Source organism: Citrobacter sp. T1.2D-1 (assembly GCF_950098555.1).
GTDB lineage: Bacteria > Pseudomonadota > Gammaproteobacteria > Enterobacterales > Enterobacteriaceae > Citrobacter_A > Citrobacter_A telavivensis.
Genome location: NZ_CATNHH010000018.1, coordinates 1 through 20,824, shown reverse-complemented (window position 1 = coordinate 20,824; position 20,824 = coordinate 1). Strand labels below are relative to the sequence as shown.

Genomic DNA, 20,824 nt, shown 5'->3' with positions numbered 1-20,824 from the left:
AAGATTACCTGGTGCGTTGGTTTGGCCCAGTTAATTAACTGGGGGATTACCTACTACCTGTTGGGTGCTTTTGGTAGCGCCATTGCTAATGACACGTCGTGGGGGCAACCTCTTATCTTCTCAGGGTTGACGCTGGCTATGGGCATCATGGGGCTCATTTCACCGATATCCGGGCGATTATTAGCATCGATGGGGGGAAGAAAAGTCCTGCAGCTTGGTGCTCTCCTGAACGGCCTTGGATGCCTGCTCCTGGCAACGAGTCACTCCCTATACATTTACTTAATGGCCTGGCTGGTGATGGGCATAGGTATGCGCCTTTCACTTTATGATGCAGCTTTCGCTGTTCTCGTAAATCTTGCAGGGCCGACAGCCAGAAAATCTATTACACAGGTGACCCTGCTCGGAGGTCTGGCTTCTGTTGCCTTTTGGCCAATTGGCGAGGGCTTACTGAGCCTGCTGGGCTGGCGATGGGGTGTTGGCTGTTACAGCCTGTTCGCCCTGATAAGCATTTTGCTTTGTATTTCTTTGCCAGATAACAAAAGAGAACGAGGTGTAGCCCCCCGCGAATCGACGGAACAGGGCATCCAGCATCTTGAGCGGGACTATCTGAAATGCGGGTTGTATGCAGCATTGATGGCATTGCTCAGTTTCCTGTCCACAGGAATTTCAACCCATTTACCTCTGATTCTGGCCAGTGCTGGTGTCCCGGTACTTGTTGGTTCCTTATGGGGGGTGGGACAGGTCAGTGCACGTCTTGGCGATATAGCGATGGGGAGTCGAGGATCTGCTCTGGGGCTGAACCTGATAGTGGGGATTTTGCTTCCTTGTTGTTTCATGATCAGCCTGCTGGGACAGACATCCATCGTGGGGACCGGCTTGTTCGTTCTTGGATATGGTGCCGTCAACGGTCTATCTACTCTGGTGAGAGCAACATTACCATTAACTCTGTTTGACCCGCGCCTGTACGCCAGTCGCATGGGAACATTGCTCATGCCGAGTTTTTTTCTGTCGGCACTGGCCCCTTCACTCTATGCCAGCTTTCGCGAACGATTTGGGGATACTGGCATGCTGATCATTTCACTGGTATTTGCGTGTGTGGCAGCAATCATAGCCATATGGATCTATTTGATTGGAAAAGATAAACAGGCACTACAAAGAGTGCCTGTTGATATAACATCGAACGTTAATGAGTAGGCAAGCGCGTACGAGTCTCACAACTGCACTACACGCCTTTATCCAGTTGTTCCAGTTGCTGTTGTAAAGAAAGGCGATCTAGCTTCTCAAACGGCAAACTCAGAAACAGTCTGATGCGACTGGCTATTTGCTTCTCGACGTCCACAAATGCCTGGTACATTGCTTCCGAATCGCCCTCTGCGAGTGCGGGATCTTTGAATCCCCAATGGGCCGTCAGCGGTTGGCCTGGAAATACCGGGCATCCTTCTCCAGCCATTTTGTCACACAAGGTGAAAATGAAATCCATTTTTGGTGAGTCGACTTGCTGATACTGCAGGAGACTTTTACTTGAAAGGCTGGAGATGTCAAACCCCTGACTTTTCAATACTTTTAGCGTCAAAGGGTGCGGTGATGAAGCGGGATGGCTGCCGGCGCTAAACGCCTTGAAAATCCCACCACCGAGCTGATTCATTAAAGCCTCAGCAAAAATACTTCTGGCAGAGTTGCCTGTGCACAGGAAAAGGACATGGTACGTTTTATCCATCATTTCAGCCTCTGAGTAAAAATCGCATAAGCTCTGTCACCAGGCAGCAATAAATAGAGCTGCCTGGTGAAATGGAACTACTTGATTACACGCTGCCCATGTGCGTCGATCACCTTTTCACCGTCTTCTTTAGTAAATTCACCTCTCTGTGCATCAGGCAAAATATCCAGTACCACTTCCGATGGGCGGCACAGTCGGGTTCCCAGTGGTGATACAACAATGGGTCGGTTAATCAGGATCGGATGCTGCAACATAAAGTCGATTAACTGATCATCAGTAAATTTATCTTCGGCGAGTCCCAATTCTTCATAAGGCTCAACGTTTTTACGAAGCAGGGCTCGTACTGAAATACCCATATCTGCAATGAGTTTGACCAGCTCATCGCGTGAAGGTGGATTCTCAAGATAGAGAATTACGGTCGGCTCAGTACCGCTGTTTCGGATCATCTCCAGCGTATTACGCGATGTGCCGCAGGCCGGGTTGTGATAAATGGTGATGTTGCTCATATCAGTATCTCATTACAAAGTGAAAGAGAGACGTAGCGCCAGCGCGGCCAGCGTTACAAACAGCACAGGCAGAGTCATGACGATCCCGGTGCGGAAATAGTATCCCCAGGTGATGGTCATATTCTTCTGTGAAAGCACATGCAGCCAGAGTAGCGTTGCCAGGCTGCCGATAGGTGTTATTTTCGGTCCCAGATCGCAGCCAATCACGTTGGCATAAATCATCGCCTCTTTGATAACGCCTGTTGCGGTGCTGCCATCAATAGAGAGAGCGCCAACCAGCACGGTAGGCATGTTATTCATGATGGAAGACAGGAATGCAGTCAGGAAGCCAGTACCTAAGGTAGCAGCCCAAAGACCTTTATCAGCAAGTACGTTCAGCACGTTAGACAAGTATTCTGTCAGCCCTGCGTTGCGTAATCCGTAGACCACCAGATACATCCCCAGTGAGAAGATCACGATCTGCCAGGGCGCACCGCGCAGCACTTTACCGGTGTTAATCCCATGACCTTTTTTGGCCACCGCAAACAGGATTGCGGCTCCCACTGCCGCGATTGCACTCACAGGAATTCCGAGTGGCTCGAGTACAAAAAAACCGACTAACAAAAGGACTAAAACAATCCAGCCCGTTTTGAATGTTGCTGGATCTTTGATGGCTTTTGCGGGTTCTTTCAGTCGCGCCAGCTCATAAGTGGGCGGGATATCTTTGCGGAAAAAAAGATGCAGCATCACCAGCGTGGCGACAATGGCGGCGATATCCACTGGCACCATCACCGACGCATATTCTGTGAATCCCAGACGGAAGAAATCAGCCGAAACGATATTGACCAGGTTCGATACGATAAGTGGCAAGCTGGCGGTATCGGCAATAAACCCTGCGGCCATTACAAACGCCAGCGTGGTGCTTTTACTGAACCCCAGCGCTAGTAACATGGCGATAACGATCGGCGTCAGAATTAACGCCGCGCCATCGTTGGCAAACAATGCCGCCACCGCCGCGCCGAGCAGAACAATATAGGTAAATAGCAGACGTCCACGCCCATTGCCCCAGCGGGAAACGTGCAGGGCAGCCCATTCAAAAAAGCCGGACTCATCCAGCAACAGACTGATGATAATGACGGCAATAAAGGTGGCCGTGGCGTTCCAGACGATATTCCACACCACCGGAATATCGGCGATATGAATCACACCCGATGCCAGAGCCAGTACGGCACCCAGCGTGGCGCTCCAGCCAATGCCTAATCCCTTTGGCTGCCAGATAACCAACACGATGGTCAGGATAAAAATGGCTCCTGCCAGTAACATATAACCTCCCGAAAGGGCAGCAAAGCTGCCCCGAATAATGACAATAATTAACCAGCGAGTTGTTTGAGTTTGTCGATGCCGGTCGGTTCTGACGCCAGTACAGGAACAAGAGCTACGCGACTGGCATGCTGGAATTTAACGCTCTCGATCTGCGGAAGTTCCTGTTGTGCCCGCAGACGAAGCAGCGGTGAACGGGTATCGGCAATGGAAAGGCTGTTATTGATAATCCAGCCCCAGGGATGAATCCCTGCGCGTTCAAGGTCGGCCTGCAAATTTGCCGCCTCAAGCACAGGCGTGGTTTCCGGCAGCGTGACCAGTAACACTTTGGTTCGCTCCGGGTCCTGAAGCTGCATCATTGGCGTGGTGAAATGGCCTTTATCGCCCATTTTCTTAGCAATTTCGCGGTGATACGCCCCGGTGGCATCCAGCAGTAGTAGCGTATGCCCGGTGGGTGCCGTATCCATGACCACGAAGCGCTTACCCGCTTCACGAATCACCCGTGAAAAGGCCTGGAAGACCGCAATCTCTTCGGTGCAAGGAGAGCGTAAATCTTCTTCCAGCAGGCGTTTTCCTGCTTCGTCCAGTTCGCCTCCCTTAGTGTCAAGAACATGCTGACGGTAGCGTTCCGTTTCCTCGTGAGGATCGATCCTGCTGACCTGCAGATTCTTAAGGCTGCCATTGAGGGTTGTGCTGAGATGCGCCGCAGGATCAGACGTTGTCAGATGGACATCAAATCCCATTTCGGCCAGTCTGACGGCAATGGCAGCAGCCATCGTGGTTTTCCCCACGCCACCTTTGCCCATCAGCATGATCAAACCATGTTCATTACGGGCAATGTCATCAACTAGCGCAGAGAGCGATGGAATATCAGGACGTTGCTGAATGTAGTCTGCAGAAGATAATACTGCTTCTGGCTGAGTGGAGAGAAGCCCGCTGAGTGCAGATACACCGACCATATTAACCGGTTGAAGGAATAGCGTGTCAGTTGGAAGGCCAGAAAGATCAGAGGGAAGATGAGCTAGCGCTTCCTGTTCACGTTCCCATATTGCTGCAGCCAGTGTATCGGTAGCGGCTTCAGTTTTTGGAAGAACGCCATTAATGACCAGATACTGATTTTTAAGACCGATGGCGGCAAGTTCCAGATGAGTTCTGGCGACTTCCAGTAGCGTTGATTTCTGCAACCGCGCGACTAAAACCAGTCGGGTGCGTGTTGGGTCAGACAACGCTTCAACGGCATGAGCATATTGTTCACGCTGTTTTTCCAGTCCCGCCATTGGGCCCAGACAAGATGCGCCATCTGGATTACTCTCTATAAAACTGCTCCATGCACCAGGCAACTGGAGAAGGCGGATAGTATGGCCAGTAGGTGCTGTATCAAAAATGATATGATCAAAGCGGGTCAGCAGAGAGGCGTCAGTCAGCAATCCAGTAAACTCATCAAATGCAGCAATCTCGGTTGTGCATGCACCCGACAGTTGTTCGTTGATGCTGCTAACGACGTCATCAGGCAGGACGCCTTTAATTGGGTCAACGATTCTGGCCCGGTACTGCTGTGCAGCTGCCTGAGGATCAATCTCAAGAGCCGATAATCCCGGAACAGAGGCTATTGGTTGAATGGTGTTGCCTATCGTCTGGCCAAACACCTGGCCAACGTTTGAGGCCGGGTCGGTACTGACCAGCAATACTCGTTTACCCTGTTCTGCAAGACGGATCGCTGTGGCGCAGGAAATAGAGGTTTTACCTACACCACCTTTACCAGTAAAAAACAGATAAGGGGGTATATTTTCTAAAAATTTCATTTGTCCTCCTGGCATACTTAACAACAAGAAGTATTACCACCGCAGCAGCCTGAAGGCGCTAATCCTACTTTCTCCAGCGGAATCCCAAACCACCGTGCAAGTTCAGCCCGTTTCGGATAACGTCCGGCCATCACTGTTTCGCCATCCAGTAACAGTAGTGGCAGTCCTTCCGCACCGGAAGCCTCAATGAATGCTTTAACTTTCTCGTTCTGGACAAAGCTCATCGGTTGCTGTGCCAGATTGTAACGATCTACCTGAACACCTCGTTGTTTAAGCCATTGTACATCCGCAGAAAAATCAACCAGAGCCTGATCGACATCAGTACCGCAGACACCGGTGCTACAACACATCGCTGGGTCGAATACCGTTAGCGTTTTCATCCTTAACACCTCACATGTGGAAAATCATATATATTCAGGCAAATTTTTAAATACAAATAGCCTTACTGCTGTTAGTGCAGTTGACTGAAGCCAGTTTACGGGCGATGGCCTGAAGATCGTCCTGTTGGCTTAACCTGGCCTGCTCAATAATCTGCGCAGCCCATGAAGGAATGTGTGGGGATAAGCGGTAATGAACCCATTTTCCGTGCTTACTATCAAGCAAAATCCCGCTTTCCCGCAACATTGCCAGATGCCGGGAGATCTTAGGCTGTGATTGATCAAGTGCAGTGCAAAGATCACAGACGCACAACTCCCCCATGGTTCTGAGTATGAGAACAATACCCAGACGTGTTTCATCAGACAGATTCTTAAAGAGTTGTAGGGAAGTAAGCGACATCATTCCTCCTGTTCGTTTGGGTAACGATATCTCCAGCGGAGATGAAAATCAACAACATATACGCATAAGCGAATGTATTTGATAAATGTCAAAACAATGACAAGTTCGTACACCCATACTACCTCTGTTTTCTTTTGTTATGTCTTTTTATTCATATTTATGTAAACAATAAATTGAAGGGTAACTATGAATACCGATGATGACGACTATCCAAAAGATTCCCAAAAACGGAAACTTATATCTACATTAGCCATTGCGACTGGAGCTGCGCTTGTTATAGCTCCTACTCAGGCAGCCCCCAGACTTACTGAAAAAAAACAGCACTGGTGTATGGTCATAGATCTGCGTAAATGCGTGGGTTGTCAGGCATGTACTGTCAGTTGCAAAATCGAGAATCACGCACCGCCGGGGCAATTCAGAACCTGGGTCGCCGATATTGAAGTTGGTCAATATCCAAAAACCAAAAGACAGTTTCTTCCGCGTCTATGTAACCATTGTGAAAACCCTAGCTGTGTCCCTGTTTGTCCAACAGGTGCTACGTTTAAACGCAATGATGGCATTGTTCTTATCAATCAGGATATTTGTTGGGGCTGTGGTGCCTGTGTTACTGCCTGCCCTTATGATGCTCGTTTTATTAATACTGAAACCAAAACAGCTGATAAATGTACCTTTTGCGCGCATCGCATAGAACAGGGGCTCGTCCCAGCCTGTGTCGAAACTTGTGTCGGTGCAGCAAGGGTTTTTGGTGATCTGAATGACAAAGAAAGTGAAGTGCATAAATTATATTCAGAGCATATAACAAATGTTTTGAATCCAGCAACGGGTAACAAGCCTCAGGTATTTTATATTGGGTTAAACAATGAAATGACTGTAGGAGAAGAAATAAAAAGTAAGACTTGGACGAAAGAGTTTTCTGATGTTTTCGATCAGGAACTCCCCTGGGTAAATCAGGAGTAAATCATGATGACGACCATTTTAAATATTGCACATCAATCTCCATTTGGCTTGCTTTTTATTAATTACTCGCTATTGTTAGGTGCATCAGGAGGTCTCGCTGTTATCTGGTCCTTCCTTAACTGGGGGAGTCAGTCAAAGACTAACCTTTTACCTGTGGCATTGGCTTTTGCATTAGCATTTGGAGGCATATTAAATGTATTAGCAGAGGTACAGCAACCCGGCCGGTTAATTTATGGATTTATATATGGTTGGGAACACTGGTACGGTTCAATAATAAAATATGGTGTACTGATTTTACCCCTGTTTTGCCTGTTACTAATCCTGCAACTCACGCCATTAAAGCTGTCTGTTTTCGTTGATAAATTAACGAAAATCCTTCTTATAGGAACTGGAATATTTTTAGGGATGTACTCTGGAATATTCATGACTAATGAGCATGGTATTGCACTCTGGAATACCCCACTGTCTGCAGTCTTAATGTTACTTAGTGGACTTTATACTGGATTCATAGCCTACAGTTTAGTTTCTAAACATACTAATGAACAACCGGCAGTAATTTCATCTTATTGCGGGCTTGGTGTGATGCTTATTACTATGTTTATTTTATTGCTATTCACATGGTGGGGGCATGTCTTTGCGGGAGAAACTATCAGCACCTCCTTTGGTTTACTTGATTCTAACTATTTAGCAACGCAGATAATTACTGTGGGAGCGTTGGTTTTAGCTTGCGTTATGATTGCTGTAATTAGATCTAAAAATAAAATCCACTACATAATTATCATTATTCTATCTGCTATCTCTGCCTGGGGTGTTCGTTTTCTTTTGTTGGTTGGGGGGCAGGGAACGAGTCGTAGCAGCGCCGGAGTCTTTACTTATCACCCTGAACCAAAAGAATATTTATATTCTTTTGGTAGTATATTTTTCATGGCAGGTATTCTTGCTTTAGTCATATTGTTTTATGAGAATTTCCAACACAAATATCCGGCACATACAGGAGGAGAAATTAAATGAACAGACGTCATTTTCTTACAGGTTGTGCCGCGCTAGGTGTAGGTGTTGGTGCCAGTATTTATGGAAAAGTATTTTACCGTGCAGGTACATTCTTAGATGCAGGAGAGCAAGCAAAATCAACCTTTTATGGTCAGTCAACTGAACCTGAATGGCTGCTTGATAAAGAAACTGGCCAGCATGTTATAAATCCCAATTATATGGTACGTCATTCTGTATGTCTTCAGTGTCATGGAGAGTGTGGACTGAGAGCCAAAGTGAACCGTAAAACCGGAAAACTGGAACGCTTACAGGGTAATCCATATCATCCGAACACATTGATTGATTATAAGGATATGAATATCCCGGTGGTGGACACTGCCAATACTCCGGGTACACTATGTGCCCGAGGGAACGCGGGTCTACAAACTGCTTACGACCCATATCGACTGACAGTTCCCCTGAAGCGCTCTGGCCCGAGAGGAAGTAATAAATGGGTGCCTATTGAGTGGGAAAAACTGATCGATGAAGTGGTCAATGGTGGAAAGATTTTCGCTGATACAGGTGATGAGGCTAGTCAAAACCTTGAGATAAAAGGATTCCGGGCATTATATGAAAAACGTGATGAATGGATTGATGATAACAATCATGACTTAGGGCGAGTATCTAATAAGCTTGTTATACAAAGCGGACGTATTGTTAAAACGCGAAAAGATTTTCAGACTCGTTTCGCGAAATCCTTTGGCACAGTTAATAATTACGAACACACTAATATATGCGAATTAAGCCATCACATTGCTACGAGTGCTGTATATACTGAGCATAATAATTTTAAAGCAGATCTTTGTGAGTCAGAGTTTGTTTTATATTGGGGAACCGCGCCTGGAGAAGCTAATTTCCCTATGCAGACATTAGGGAAATACTCAGCAGAGGCGCGTTCAAAGGGCTGTAAAATTGCTGTTATTGATCCAGTATTACCCCGAACTATAACGGATGACCCAAATATGTTCTGGCTTGCTCCGCGACCAGGTACTGATGGTGCTATCGCAATGGGGATGATAAGCTGGATTATAGATCATAATCGCCATAATACGGATTTTTTAAGTTACCCTAATCAGTCTTCTGCCAAAAATGCTGGTGAAACTTGTTTCACGGATGCCAGTTATCTGATTATTACCGATGAAACACATCCTAATTTTGGGAAATTTATTACTTCTAGTGAAGCTGCCTTGGGGGACAGTAACGACAGTGTCGTAATTAATCTCACTGGTATTCCAGAATTAGCGGAAAAATGTGTTAAAGCAATACTGGATTATAGCGGGAGTGTTAATGGTATAGGGGTTGCTACAGCATTTCATTTATTAAAGACATCAGCGAATGATTATTCTCTAGAGTATTATGCCGATATCAGTGGTGTTCGCATTGACGATATTGTCAATTTAGCTGACGAGTTCACTAAGCATGGACGAAAAGCATCCACAGAGTTTTATCGTGGAATTGCACAGCACCCGAACGGTTATTATACAGGTTTTGCAATAAATCAGTTGAACGTCTTAATCGGTAATTTGAACTGGAGTGGTGGTGGTTCCCTCGGGGGAGGTGGATTCCCTTATGACAAAGGGGTATATGACCTGACTGCTATTCCTTCTCTGGTGCCAGCTCAATTTGGTATTAAAATTACCCGTGAAGATGGCTTTCGCTATGAAGATTCTACTGAATTTAAGACAAAGGTTGCTCGTGGCGAAGCCCCCTACCCAGCTAAAAGGCCGTGGTTCCCTTTCACTAAAGATATTTTCAGTGATATCTTGCCTTCAGCACTGGAAGGTTATCCGTATACAGCCGACATTCTGTTGTGGCATATGTGTACGCCTTTATACAGCGCTCCAGGCATGGGTAAAGAAGATATTATTCGAGGGGTTTGTGATCCAACAAAAATACCATTAATTATTGCCAGTGATATTGTCGTTAGTGATACCAGCATGTATGCAGATTATATTATCCCTGACATTACATATCTGGAACGTTATGTCCAGCATCCGATGCTTGAAGCAACTATGGTCAAGGGGACTGCTGTACGTTATCCCGTTATCGAGCCGCTGACTGGAAAAAACCAGGCGGGACAACATTTTTGTCTTGAGACTTTCTTTATTGATATAGCTTCGAAATTAAACATGGCTGGGTTTGGGAAAAATGCTATCCCTGACAGTAATGGAACTCTATGGCCTCTCGAAAAAATGGAGGATTACTATCTGAAAGGTACTGCAAACGTTGCTTATAGTGGAACACCAGTATCGGATGCTACTGATGATGATATAAAAATTGCCGGTCTTGAAGATTACCAGAAGAAGTATTTCAGTAGTCTTAAGTCTGATGAATGGAGAAAAGTACTTTTTTTAATGTCACGCGGTGGTCGTTTTGAGCCAGTTACTACCAGACGGAATGGTACGCAATTGAAAAATCAATTCAATAATCGTATCAGAATGTACAATGAAAAAATTGCTCAGGGTCTAAATAGTTTTACCGGTGAACGTTTTTCAGGAACTGCACTTTGGCAACCATCTCTCACTATGATGGGGAAAAAAGTGGATGAGCTCGATCAGGGCAAAGGTATGGATTTTACAATATTGACCCGAAAAAGTGCACTTCAGACCCAGTCCCGACTGTCTTCCAACAGTTTTATCCGAGAGATACAGCCGACAAACTGGGCTGAAATTAATACCGAGGATGGGAAAGCTCTCGGTTTGAAAACCGGTGATAGTGTATGGGTCGAAACTGTTGAAGGGCGTAGGCGTTGTGAAGTAAAACTCAGAGATGGGGTTGCACCCGGAGTGATCAGCTTTATCGTTGGCTATGGCCATTGGGGTTACGGAGCAACCGATATTGATATTGGTGGGAAGCGAATTAAAGGCAGTAAAATCCGGGCTGCGGGGATAAATTTAAATCCAATAATGCGACTGGATCCAGATGTATGGGGGATGCCGCTTATGGATCCAATTGGTGGCAGTAGCAGTTTCTTTAATACACGAGCTAAAATTATCAAAGCGTAGGGGGCAAGTATGTGTGAAGTGGAAGAGTTGAGAAGAACCTGTGATATTGCTGGATCCTTACTACTCAAAAGCCCTGAACAAGAGCTTATTGACTGGATAAAGCAATGTACAGGGCAAAACCTTGCGATTAAAGAATGTCAGCAGGCGTTTTATGACTATTTCTGCTTCCCACAATCTGGTTTGTTTTGTCCACCCTATAATCATGTCTTTAGTAATGGCTTACGTCATGGAGACATCTGGCAATTTCCTGCAGCAAGCTTTGATGGGGGAGCAGAAGAAGAGGATTTCTATCAAAAATTCAATTTTGCTCCCTCTATGCTTAACATCAAATTGCCGATGGTACATAAACATGTTCCTGGTGACCATTTTGGTGTGGAATTGCTTTTTATAAGTTGTGTGCTGACAAATAAAAATTTAAACACCCCCGAGACCTGGAGTATTTTAAAGGGATTTATATGTGCACACTTACCTGCTCTACAGGGGTATACCCATTTATTAGGCAGCCAAACTGAACCCTATATTAAAGTCGTAGCTGAATGTCTGGAGGAGTGCTTGTCAGGACTTGATTATTTACTTTCGATTGATTCTTGAACCAAAATGTAACTACATAGATATTCTCAGAAACAGAGCCAGATTAAAATATTAATCTGGCTCTCAGTGCTTACCAGGTTGGCGCATTACTTGGTATTCTGTGGCGATTCAATCCTTAATGGTTAGGGGCAGTGTCTGGAACAAGTGCTGAAGCGCCTGAGCCAATCAGTATATTGATATTGGATAAATCATTCCGACATTCTGATCTTAAGGTTTCTGTAGTTAAGGCAAATAATGTATCTTTTGAGAACGCTGAGAAACTTGAAGAAAAACATTCCAGGTTGTATGTCGGATTTATATTAAGCTATACATCTACGGTTAATGGTGTATCTTTTACAAAATACGAAGTTTGCGAGTTTCAGAGATGGAATTATGATAAATGTCGTGGTTATTTAAGATTCATTTTTTATTTTCTGGGTTCTGTCAGAACGAAAATAAACTGCCAGGGCGTATCATTCAATGAGGATATTATTGATGGTTTGATGGCATGTAGGTTATTTCCATCAACAATTAAAGGCATGTTATCAGAAACTTGGTTTATTGCTGATCGAATAGGTCATATAGAAAGTAATTACGATGTAGAGATAAATTCAGTTGAGTATTTAAACAGATTTAACAGACTTATACGTTTATTGTGTTTCGGTAGTTCTGTGACAATTTTAGATATTGAATATACAACGAAAGACTTTTCATATGGATGGATTATAAAGTACTCATGTAATGGGGAATATCATACGGAGTTTTACCATAGTCTGGCCACTGGTCTGGACGATATTTATGATAAGTTCATCGTCGAGAATCCATCATAAAGGTGACTATTGATTACATGTAAATCATTAAAGGTACCCTTCAAATTTTGGAGGGTTTCCTGCAGACTCGTCTTCCATGTCACAGATAAAAACTTGATAAAGGATCACGCTCCGATCTAATATCTTGCTCGTTGTACCGTTGCGTTGTATGCAACATGCCAATGCCTCGGCGATCTGAGAGAGGCGCCTTCGGGTGATCGCCATGCCAATGCCACCGTGACCTGAGAGGTGGCGCCTTCGGGCGGTAACTTCGTTTACCCTTTGAAAACGAAGATCGCATACAGTTTGAATCTGGCGATGAAGGTCCCTTTCACTTCTGTATCTGTTTTTCAGATACGTCTTGCAGCCGTTGTCTGGCCGCAATTTTCTTATCGTTTTCACTCTTTATGACGCTGCTGGCCGTTGCGAACTTTGCGGCGTGGGTATGACCATTTGGAACATTTGGGCATCTTCCACGACTGCATTGAGAGCAGAGGAGCGCGGCGTCACTTGTGCACGAGTGAAACGAGTACCAAGTGACGCGCGCAGCGCATAACAGGCAGAGCTGACGCACTGCCATTTCGACAACTTTTTTACCAACTGACCAACACGTACTTAAAGGTTTTAAGGGCCTTAAAAACGTACTTCATTCACTTCTTGTTCATTTATCAACCAAACGTCTTTCTCGTAAAAACGGGTAAGGACTTCATTCTGAAAGGAGAAAATCGACACGATATCGATGGCGACACCAGTCAACATACTGGTGTGTGGAAGCAGACTGATTAATTTCAGCCCGGTGCAAACCGCGAACAGGTCAGAGACCTGGGGAGCTTCGCAATAACTCAACATTTCGCCGCCCCGATGCACAGATATCTGTCGAGACGCAGGAAGCACAACCATAAACCGTGCCGTCGGGGTGAAATTCATCGTCTGTAGCTGTGGCGCAGCCGGTGTCAGTGCTTTTCCGTTCACGCAGACGGAAAAGCACTGACACCTGTTTAAATGGAGGGTTGTTTATGGCAAAACTGAATAAAAATCTTAAAACGCTTGCCAGGCAGGCAGGGGGAAGTTTTAAAACCGTTTCTGACCGAATGAAAATTGCGGACAGGTTTGCCGAACGTTTATTAAAACTTAATGTTCAAATCAGAGATATTAAAAATATCAAGACGGGGCATATCGAGTTGTATATGAAGAGCCGCCTTTCTGAAGATATTTCCAGACGCACACTTCAGAACGAAATGGCAGCTATCCGGGCTTTGTTACGTGTTGCGGGGAAAACATTCATGGCAAATCCTTCTCATGATAAACTGAGCAATCAGGCTCTGGGTATTTCGGAAACGAGCCGGGATGGAACTAAGGTTGCTATTCCCGATGCTTATTTTCGGCAGGTATTGACGAGTGTAGAGCAAAAGGATGATGGCGTTGCATGTGCAATGAGATTATCCAGATTACTCGGGTTAAGAACAGAAGAAACAGTACAGTCTGCTAAATCGTTGCGTACCTGGAAAAAAGCTTTACTCAATGGTGACGAAAAAATACGTGTTGTATTTGGGACAAAAGGAGGACGACCAAGAGATACAACGGTATTAGATCGTGAATCAACTCTGGCTGCAATCAATGCGTCCCTTAAACACTTGAATGAAAATAATGGAAAGTTGATTGATAAGCCATCATTACATACGGCTATTGAACGTTATCGCAATGTTGTCCGTGAGTCCGGATTAACAGGAAAATATGCGCCTCATAGTTTACGCTATGCCTACTCTGTTGATGTCATGAATTATCATATGAAAAGAGGTTTCACTAAAGAAGAGGCACAGGCTCTGGCATCAATGGATTTGGGACATGGCGATGGCAGGGGACAATACGTGGCTCGTGTTTATAATAAGGTAGAGGGTAATGAGTAAAAGCATTTTTGTTTCTGGTGAGGATTTGGTTATTGGTCGTGTGTTTTTGGGATGGAAGGAAAGGATTTCACGTATTATCGATAGGGGGCATTACGAGGTGGCTTGTTCACAGGAGGTTCATGCGCATTACGGAGACAAATTTACCCGTACTGATGCCTGTCTGTATTTCATCCGTGGCGCACTGTCTGAAACTTTCAGGAAATCACTGAGAGAAAAAGAAAACGCTCATGAAATGTAAAAATATGATCCTTTTTTCTGGTCAATTTAAACATGACACATTTTCTCAGGATATTCTCAGCAGTAGTGACTTTCCGTTAAGGGCTTCATCGTCCTGGTTCAAACCACAATGTGGGAAGATCTTTGCGTTGACACTATTGCCTGAGGTGCGGGAATTGTGTACGCTTAATTTGCTAACGTTGTCTCTGACAACTGCCAATGCCTGAGTGATTTGAGACAGGCGCCTTCGGGTAATCACATGCCAATGCCATCATAACCTGAGAGATGGCGCTTTCGGGCGGTTCAAACCTGTTTAACCTTTGCAAACAGGAACCTGATTACAGGTTAAGGTCCTTTTCTACATCACTTCACACTACCAAACACCTGATTTACTCATCCGGCATTTTTGGCCTGATTCTCACCCTGAGGGATACTTTCCCTTTGGGACGGTTCCCTTTTTTCATAAGGAATCGTACCCATGCATTACACCAGAATGATCAATCCGCTCGCGTTACTGAGTTGTGACTCACCCGCTTCTGCAAAAATCATTGTGGATTACGTAAAAACTCAGCTTAACGTTCGTCTGGATAACAAACTCATGGTCGACGCAGATCCTCAGGTTCCTGCTGACGGCCTTCCTGATTACCTGACTTTTCTCAGACATGTCGCGCATACAGTTGGTTTTGCAACTGAGCATGGCTTCATAAAACATACCTTTGTCGAAGAAGCAGTGAGCGAGCTTACGCTTCTGGGGACAGATGTTCACAGTTTTCACTGGAGTACAGCTTTTCTTCAGGGCGTTACCAGGTCTCGCGAGGAAAAAGAGCTGGACGAAGCTACAGAGCAATTGCGCGAAATGTTTTATCAGAGCGCCCATTTCTCAGACATCGCCTGACGGCCTTATTAGTCGAAGATTTTCTCACCCTAACGGGACTTCTGTCCCGGTCAGGGACAGGATTCCACAACTCTTTAAGGAATCCTTTATGAACGAGTTAATTCTCACCGAAGATTTTCACATCCGTGCCAGCGAGCGTAATGCTCACAAAGTTGCACTGGCTAAAGCGGAAGGCGAGCTGCTGAGTATCGCAGCGCTTCGCCGCCTTGACCTAAATACCGGGACAGATGAAGACGGCTTTCCGTATTATGTCTGGGATATGGCTTCTGTTGCCCGGGAACTGGCTGAACTGTATGTTCGAAAACTTATACCGGGATCATGGGAGGCATTCTTTAACGACCTCTGCCGCATGGCAGAAGGTATTGATAAAGAAGCCTGGATATATTTCTACAAAAGCGCAGTCAAAGACGAAGAGGCCTTTCTGTCTATGGAACGCAGCGATGCTGATTTCTGACGTGATGCACTGAACCCTATGGGGACTTTCTCCATACGGAGGTGGTTGTGTTTTCTGAATGAAGCCAGCTTATAACTGATGTACCAACCCATGCGGGGACAACCTCCCTGCATCTGCGGTGATGGTTTTCTCCGCATTAACTAAGGAGAAAACCATGAGCAGTATAATACTGTTGTTTATCACCCATACCACGCGCGTCCTCAGCCGCATTTCAGAAGCAATGCGGCAGCAGCAGGCCGAATGGTTCACCAACCGTAGCGGTCACAGCAGTTTCCGCGCCGAGGTCGTTCAGTCTGAAGGGGGTTTTACCGCCATCATTTCACGCAGAACGGGCTACAGTTCGCGTGACTGGCAGTATCAGCAACTGGCCAGCGCCGGTCAGTTTGCCTCCGCACGTAAGGCTTTACGGGCGGGACGGCAGATGGCGCAGCAGATGGCCTGGCTGCGTTACCGTTTCGACTGAATCAGTTCTGACTGATTAACACTTCCCGGAGGGACCTTCCCTCCAGGGGAAGTCTCCTCCTTATTAATTTAAGGAGTCCTGATGATTCGCTTTACCTCAACCGAATTACGCCCTCTTTTATCACAGCAGGGCGGTATGCAAAGGCCACTGCTGCTTGAAAAGAACCTTGGTATATACATCCGGGTTCCGGATGACCGAAACCCCGGCGAATGGCTCAGGGCATGGGCGGAAGGTTGTAATCCCTCGAAAGATGCAAACTGGTCGGAAAATGCAGACCTGTTAATTCCCGGGAAGGAATACGCTTTTCAGACCTTTATGGAGCAGAGCAAATTCGACGCCGTTCTGACCGAACACCACGATCTTTTTATGATGCCATCGGCCGGTCCACTGGGGACTGGTATGACAATTCGTAAAGAGACCCGTCCGCCAGAAAAGGTGTATGTCCTGGTGGAGGAATATCGCAGCAATATTCGTTGGCTCTACGATCAGTCTCTCCGGCATTTACCTGCCTGTGTGGGGAATGCGGAACGTCTGAGCTGGCGCTCGCAGGCGCTGTATGTGCTTGACAGGGTAATCCGTCTCGACTGTAAACGGGCAAAACCTGCTGATCGCGCGATATTTGAGAGTGCGGTTCGCAGCGTGCGCAGCAGCGTCAGCGAGGTGATGTCTGATGGCTCTTTCCGTTACGCGGCAACCCGCCGTTAGGTTGTATTACTGACTATCTCTGACTTTTTTCCACTCCCGGTGGCGCATTCTTCCGCCCCCGGGGAGGATGCGCCCTTTTTTACAGGTTGCATCCTTATGAACAAATCCATTCGCGGCCGTAAGGCCGCGCCGGCTCAGAAAGCCGATCTTTACCAGCAGGTCACCGACAAAATCATTGCTGCCCTGGGAAAAGGGGTTCCACCGTGGCGCCGGCCGTGGCGTTCTGCACAGAACGTACATGGCAGCGCGTTACCGGTGAATGCCACAACCGGCCGCCATTACAGCGGAGTGAATATACCCTTGCTGTGGATGTCTGCTGAAGAGCGGGGATTTCCATCCGATCGATGGCTGACATACCAGCAGGCGAAAGCCGTGGGTGGTCAGGTGCGCAAGGGTGAAACCAGCTCGATGGCCATTATCTACAAACCGTTTGAGAAACAGGCGACGGATGGCAACGATAACAAGCTGTTCGATAAAGACGGTAATCCCGTCATGGAGTCGCTTGCGATGCTGAAGCCGCTGCAACTTTTCAATGTCGCCCAGTGTGATGGACTGCCGGATGCTGTTGCCGGCATGCCGCCAACAGAGGCAGAAGAGGAGCGGCATTCCATACTCAGTGAACAACAACAGGGGCAGGTACTGTCAGTACTGAATGCAACCGGTGTGGTTTGCACATCGTACCGACAAAACCGGGCGTATTATCAGCCATCAACCGATCGAATTGTGATGCCTACGACTTCGCAGTTTAATTCTGAAGCTGATTACTGGTCCACGCTACTGCATGAACTGGTTCATGCAACCGGCCACAGCCGCCGCCTTAGCCGTGAAGGGATAACATCTTCTTCGCGAAAATTCGGTGATCCGGTTTACGCCTTTGAGGAGCTTATTGCCGAAACCGGCAGTGCTTTTCTTTGTGCAGAGCTGGGTATTTACGGTGATGTTCAACATGAAAGCTATCTGGCCAGTTGGCTGAAGGTACTTCGTGACGATAAAAAAGCCTTTTTCCGCGCCTGCCGGTTTGCCCGGGAAGCGTCGGAATTTTTACTGCAGCCACTGAACCGACAACCGGAACAGAACAAGGCTGCTTAACAATAAACTTGATGGCCCTGGTCATCAGCATCCCCTGAGGGTATCTCCTCAGGGAGATGCCCTCTGTCTAAACTAAAGAGGAGTAATAACTATGTTTTCATGGTGCAAAAACCGTCTGGAAATCACTGCGAAATCTGTTTGTATTGACGTGATGCAGTCCTGGATTGCCGGCACTGAAACTCCGCGTTATCGACATGCCATACGGCAGGCCATAAAGCTGTTTCTTGCTGGATGTGCCGGGATACTTAAGCCAACAAAAGCGACAGAGTTTACTGCTTATCCGATGCTTACGGCCGCCGGTACGGGGGCTTCTACTTCGGCAAACCAGGCGTTCCAGCATTTCCTGGAATTAATGGAAAAGGATGCGTGGCTCGACAGCGCTACTATTGCACGTATGGAGAAGATCTGGGTTCAGTCCGGCCTGGAAACACTTAAATGGGAGAGTATTCCAGTTTCATCGCGCCAGATAATGTCCCAGTTGATGGCTGTTCACTATGCTGACTGGTTTGGTGTTGCCAGCTTCGGGGAACAGTTCGATCCGCAGGAGCGTTGGGAATGGCTCAGTATAATGCCGGCCGCGAGTTGTCCCTGCGATATGCTGATGATAATGCCGTCACGTCTTGCAACTGAGTTGAACGGTAACAGTGGTTTGTTCCGGGGGCTTAACACAACTGCAGATCTTTACACGCAGCTGTATGGTGTGGAGTTCCCGGCTGGTCATAAAGCCAACTGGAGCCGTGAATCACTGGGCACGATATTACTGACGTTCGATACCCCCTGGTACCCGCCATCTGGAGAGGTTATGGGTGAGATGTCAGAGCTGTTTGACTGTGAGATCCGTCATTACTGGAAATCAGTGGATGAAGGTTTTTCCGGATATAACTGTTTTGACCGCGGTGATCACGTTGACAGTGGCCCCTGGCCGGAAGAAATGCAGCAACTGAGCAACGGTGAAACAGCAAGAATGTACCTTGTCTCTACGGAAACCACAGCGGTAACGCCATATGCGGCGCCAGCGGCACAATACGGGAGCATTCGGGCCTGACACTAAACCAGGATAACCCGGGCTAACCGGTTCAACATACTGGCCACAACACTTGTTGTGGCTTTTTTTCACCCTGACGGGAAACACTGTTTCCCCGTCAGGGGCGTGTTTCCCGTTAAAGGAGACATGCATGAAAAATCTTATAAACCATGAAAAGGCGTTCATTTCGCTTTTCAACCAGACTGCTCGTTATCACCATCGACATCAGGTTTTTGAAGACTTCATCAGTTGCAGCGTTATTGCTCTTCAGAATGCCCTCAGTTTCTGCGAAAAGCGGGAGCAGAAATATCTACACATAGTTGCACGTTATGAAAAGAAGGATGTAGTCCGTATGGCAGAATTGCTGGCCCATGTTGTCAATGGGCTGGATGATTCACCGGGGGATTTTCTTGGACAGGTTTTCATGCAGCTCGAACTGGGTGATAAATATCGTGGTCAGTTTTTTACCCCATGGGATGTGGGCATCATGATGGCGCGCATGCAACTCGGCAACGTTGCTGATAATTTTGCGGACAAGCCTTTTATTACCCTGGCGGAGCCAGCCTGTGGCGCAGGATGTATGGTGCTCGCATTTGCCACTGTGCTGCGCGATGCCGGTTATTCACCACACCGGTATTTGTGGGTTTCAGCTACTGATATCGATCCGCTGGCTGCGGGGATGGCTTATATTCAGTTAACGCTGTGTGGAGTGCCAGGTGAAGTGGTTATTGGCAACTCTCTTTGCGATGAACGCCGTCGTGTGTTGCATACGTTTGCGCATTACCAGGGCAACTGGCCCGGTCGTTTACGTCATGTCCTGAATCAGGCCGCCTGAATAATAAAAAGCTCCCTCCCGGGGGCTTTTTTATTGGGTATAGAGATTGAATGGTTGATGAGGCAGCATCTTGCTACTGGCCGTTATAGTAGTCTTATCTGAGATGGCATTTCTCCGCGAACGAATTTAATGGTTAGCGGAGCATCAGTTCTGACCTGCAAAAGTGCTTTTACTTCCTCTTCAATTTCAGGCAAATACAGGCCTGTTTTCTTATATGCAGGGAAAAAGAAAAACCTGATAACGGCAACGATCCTGTTCAACCAGTTTGCCTTCACGGACTTTTGGATGTCTTCAAACTCATCCAGTGTCATAGCGCCAATTTCCTTCCCGTTGGCTTCGACTACCCAGTACACATCTTTCATTCCGTCACCTCATCGTTCAGGCTTTTCCGTTTATCTACATCGTCTATTAAGGTGTTTGCCTGGAGATGACGAAGTGCGAATTCCAGTGAGGGAAACTCCATCGTTTCCTGACGTGACATAAAGCGATCTGTGGCGATGCCATATGTACCTGTTTCGATATTAAAAACGAAGCTGTGGTAGCAGTCCACCGCGGGGTAGTTATAAATCATTAATGATTTTTCTTTTCGCTCATCAGCAATAAGGTACGGCAGAACAAACTCCACCATCTGGACTGTTTGAATCGCCACGGATAATCTAGACACTTCCGAGCCGTTGATAATACTGGTTTTCATATTCTGTCGGTGACATCTGATCGCTAGAACCATGCCGACGCTTACTGTTATAAAACATTTCGATGTAATCA

General features: G+C 46.6%; 25 protein-coding genes. 15 read left to right on the top strand and 10 right to left on the bottom strand.

The genetic code is table 11. From position 1 onward, the window contains the following. Positions 1–21: 21 nt before the first annotated feature. Positions 22–1,194: an MFS transporter gene (locus tag QQZ17_RS15215; RefSeq protein WP_152754617.1), complete on the top strand. Its 1,173-nt coding sequence runs from the start codon at positions 22–24 to the stop codon at positions 1,192–1,194. 28 nt (positions 1,195–1,222) lie between these two features. Here the strand turns inward: QQZ17_RS15215 and QQZ17_RS15210 are convergent, their stop codons facing one another. The 6 genes from QQZ17_RS15210 to QQZ17_RS15185 form a co-directional block, all read right to left on the bottom strand. After that, positions 1,223–1,720 carry an arsenate reductase ArsC gene (locus QQZ17_RS15210; protein WP_000968905.1) on the bottom strand — a complete coding sequence of 166 codons (498 nt, stop codon included), beginning with the start codon at positions 1,718–1,720 and terminating at the stop codon, positions 1,223–1,225. Positions 1,721–1,794: 74 nt separating this feature from the next. Continuing rightward, a complete protein-coding gene (gene arsC / locus QQZ17_RS15205; RefSeq protein WP_042999130.1) occupies positions 1,795–2,223 on the bottom strand; it encodes a glutaredoxin-dependent arsenate reductase in 429 nt (142 codons plus the stop codon). A gap of 12 nt (positions 2,224–2,235) precedes the next feature. Beyond that, positions 2,236–3,525 carry an arsenite efflux transporter membrane subunit ArsB gene (gene arsB / locus QQZ17_RS15200; RefSeq protein ID WP_042999131.1) on the bottom strand — a complete coding sequence of 430 codons (1,290 nt, stop codon included), beginning with the start codon at positions 3,523–3,525 and terminating at the stop codon, positions 2,236–2,238. Positions 3,526–3,572: 47 nt separating this feature from the next. Then, a complete protein-coding gene (arsA, locus tag QQZ17_RS15195) occupies positions 3,573–5,324 on the bottom strand; it encodes an arsenite efflux transporter ATPase subunit ArsA (protein WP_042999132.1) in 1,752 nt (583 codons plus the stop codon). 17 nt (positions 5,325–5,341) lie between these two features. Next, positions 5,342–5,704: an arsenite efflux transporter metallochaperone ArsD gene (gene arsD / locus QQZ17_RS15190; RefSeq protein WP_046494310.1), complete on the bottom strand. Its 363-nt coding sequence runs from the start codon at positions 5,702–5,704 to the stop codon at positions 5,342–5,344. Between the two features lie 46 nt (positions 5,705–5,750). Further along, positions 5,751–6,101, bottom strand: coding sequence for a transcriptional regulator (locus QQZ17_RS15185; protein WP_042999134.1), 351 nt, complete (start codon positions 6,099–6,101; stop codon positions 5,751–5,753). 186 nt (positions 6,102–6,287) lie between these two features. Here QQZ17_RS15185 and dsrO point away from each other — a divergent pair, with 186 nt between their 5' ends. From dsrO to QQZ17_RS15160, 5 genes are all read left to right on the top strand, one after another. Further along, positions 6,288–7,058, top strand: coding sequence for a sulfate reduction electron transfer complex DsrMKJOP subunit DsrO (gene dsrO, locus QQZ17_RS15180; RefSeq protein ID WP_042999135.1), 771 nt, complete (start codon positions 6,288–6,290; stop codon positions 7,056–7,058). 3 nt (positions 7,059–7,061) lie between these two features. Further along, positions 7,062–8,069 (top strand): hypothetical protein, encoded by a 1,008-nt coding sequence (locus QQZ17_RS15175; RefSeq protein WP_046494316.1) that lies wholly within the window; start codon positions 7,062–7,064, stop codon positions 8,067–8,069. Beyond that, positions 8,066–11,092 carry a molybdopterin-dependent oxidoreductase gene (locus tag QQZ17_RS15170; RefSeq protein WP_042999137.1) on the top strand — a complete coding sequence of 1,009 codons (3,027 nt, stop codon included), beginning with the start codon at positions 8,066–8,068 and terminating at the stop codon, positions 11,090–11,092. The genes QQZ17_RS15175 and QQZ17_RS15170 overlap by 4 nt, the downstream gene beginning before the upstream one ends. A 9-nt stretch (positions 11,093–11,101) precedes the next feature. Beyond that, on the top strand, positions 11,102–11,683 hold the full coding sequence (locus QQZ17_RS15165) for a hypothetical protein (RefSeq protein ID WP_152406005.1): 582 nt from the start codon (positions 11,102–11,104) through the stop codon (positions 11,681–11,683). 131 nt (positions 11,684–11,814) lie between these two features. Then, positions 11,815–12,492, top strand: coding sequence for a hypothetical protein (locus QQZ17_RS15160; RefSeq protein WP_053263390.1), 678 nt, complete (start codon positions 11,815–11,817; stop codon positions 12,490–12,492). Between the two features lie 612 nt (positions 12,493–13,104). Here QQZ17_RS15160 and QQZ17_RS15155 read toward each other — a convergent pair. Continuing rightward, a complete protein-coding gene (locus QQZ17_RS15155; RefSeq protein ID WP_125093457.1) occupies positions 13,105–13,320 on the bottom strand; it encodes a hypothetical protein in 216 nt (71 codons plus the stop codon). Positions 13,321–13,487: 167 nt separating this feature from the next. Here QQZ17_RS15155 and QQZ17_RS15150 point away from each other — a divergent pair, with 167 nt between their 5' ends. The 9 genes from QQZ17_RS15150 (at position 13,488) to QQZ17_RS15110 (ending at position 20,059) form a co-directional block, all read left to right on the top strand. Then, the gene (locus QQZ17_RS15150) at positions 13,488–14,378 is read left to right on the top strand and encodes an integrase domain-containing protein (RefSeq protein ID WP_042999140.1); all 891 of its coding nucleotides are present in this window, start codon (positions 13,488–13,490) and stop codon (positions 14,376–14,378) included. Further along, entirely contained in the window at positions 14,371–14,616 is a 246-nt protein-coding gene (locus QQZ17_RS15145) for a hypothetical protein (protein ID WP_042999141.1), read from the top strand. Before QQZ17_RS15150 ends, QQZ17_RS15145 begins: the two co-directional genes overlap by 8 nt. Positions 14,617–15,072: 456 nt before the next feature. Then, positions 15,073–15,489 carry a hypothetical protein gene (locus tag QQZ17_RS15140; RefSeq protein ID WP_000559511.1) on the top strand — a complete coding sequence of 139 codons (417 nt, stop codon included), beginning with the start codon at positions 15,073–15,075 and terminating at the stop codon, positions 15,487–15,489. A gap of 88 nt (positions 15,490–15,577) precedes the next feature. After that, on the top strand, positions 15,578–15,943 hold the full coding sequence (locus QQZ17_RS15135) for a hypothetical protein (protein ID WP_042999142.1): 366 nt from the start codon (positions 15,578–15,580) through the stop codon (positions 15,941–15,943). 154 nt (positions 15,944–16,097) lie between these two features. Further along, entirely contained in the window at positions 16,098–16,406 is a 309-nt protein-coding gene (locus tag QQZ17_RS15130) for a hypothetical protein (protein WP_032676630.1), read from the top strand. A gap of 81 nt (positions 16,407–16,487) precedes the next feature. After that, positions 16,488–17,111: a hypothetical protein gene (locus QQZ17_RS15125; RefSeq protein ID WP_042999143.1), complete on the top strand. Its 624-nt coding sequence runs from the start codon at positions 16,488–16,490 to the stop codon at positions 17,109–17,111. A 96-nt stretch (positions 17,112–17,207) separates the two neighbouring features. Then, positions 17,208–18,200: an ArdC family protein gene (locus QQZ17_RS15120; protein ID WP_042999144.1), complete on the top strand. Its 993-nt coding sequence runs from the start codon at positions 17,208–17,210 to the stop codon at positions 18,198–18,200. 91 nt (positions 18,201–18,291) lie between these two features. Then, entirely contained in the window at positions 18,292–19,245 is a 954-nt protein-coding gene (locus QQZ17_RS15115; protein WP_000493293.1) for a DUF1281 domain-containing protein, read from the top strand. Positions 19,246–19,375: 130 nt separating this feature from the next. Next, on the top strand, positions 19,376–20,059 hold the full coding sequence (locus QQZ17_RS15110) for a hypothetical protein (RefSeq protein ID WP_042999145.1): 684 nt from the start codon (positions 19,376–19,378) through the stop codon (positions 20,057–20,059). Between the two features lie 83 nt (positions 20,060–20,142). On the opposite strand, the gene QQZ17_RS15105 is transcribed toward QQZ17_RS15110, so the two are convergent. From QQZ17_RS15105 to QQZ17_RS15095, 3 genes are all read right to left on the bottom strand, one after another. Next, positions 20,143–20,421: a hypothetical protein gene (locus tag QQZ17_RS15105; RefSeq protein ID WP_042999146.1), complete on the bottom strand. Its 279-nt coding sequence runs from the start codon at positions 20,419–20,421 to the stop codon at positions 20,143–20,145. Next, on the bottom strand, positions 20,418–20,753 hold the full coding sequence (locus QQZ17_RS15100; RefSeq protein ID WP_187696673.1) for a hypothetical protein: 336 nt from the start codon (positions 20,751–20,753) through the stop codon (positions 20,418–20,420). The genes QQZ17_RS15105 and QQZ17_RS15100 overlap by 4 nt, the downstream gene beginning before the upstream one ends. Further along, a partial coding sequence (locus QQZ17_RS15095) for an IS3 family transposase (protein WP_131023897.1) occupies positions 20,716–20,824 on the bottom strand: 109 nt, incomplete at its 5' end. The genes QQZ17_RS15100 and QQZ17_RS15095, both read right to left, overlap by 38 nt.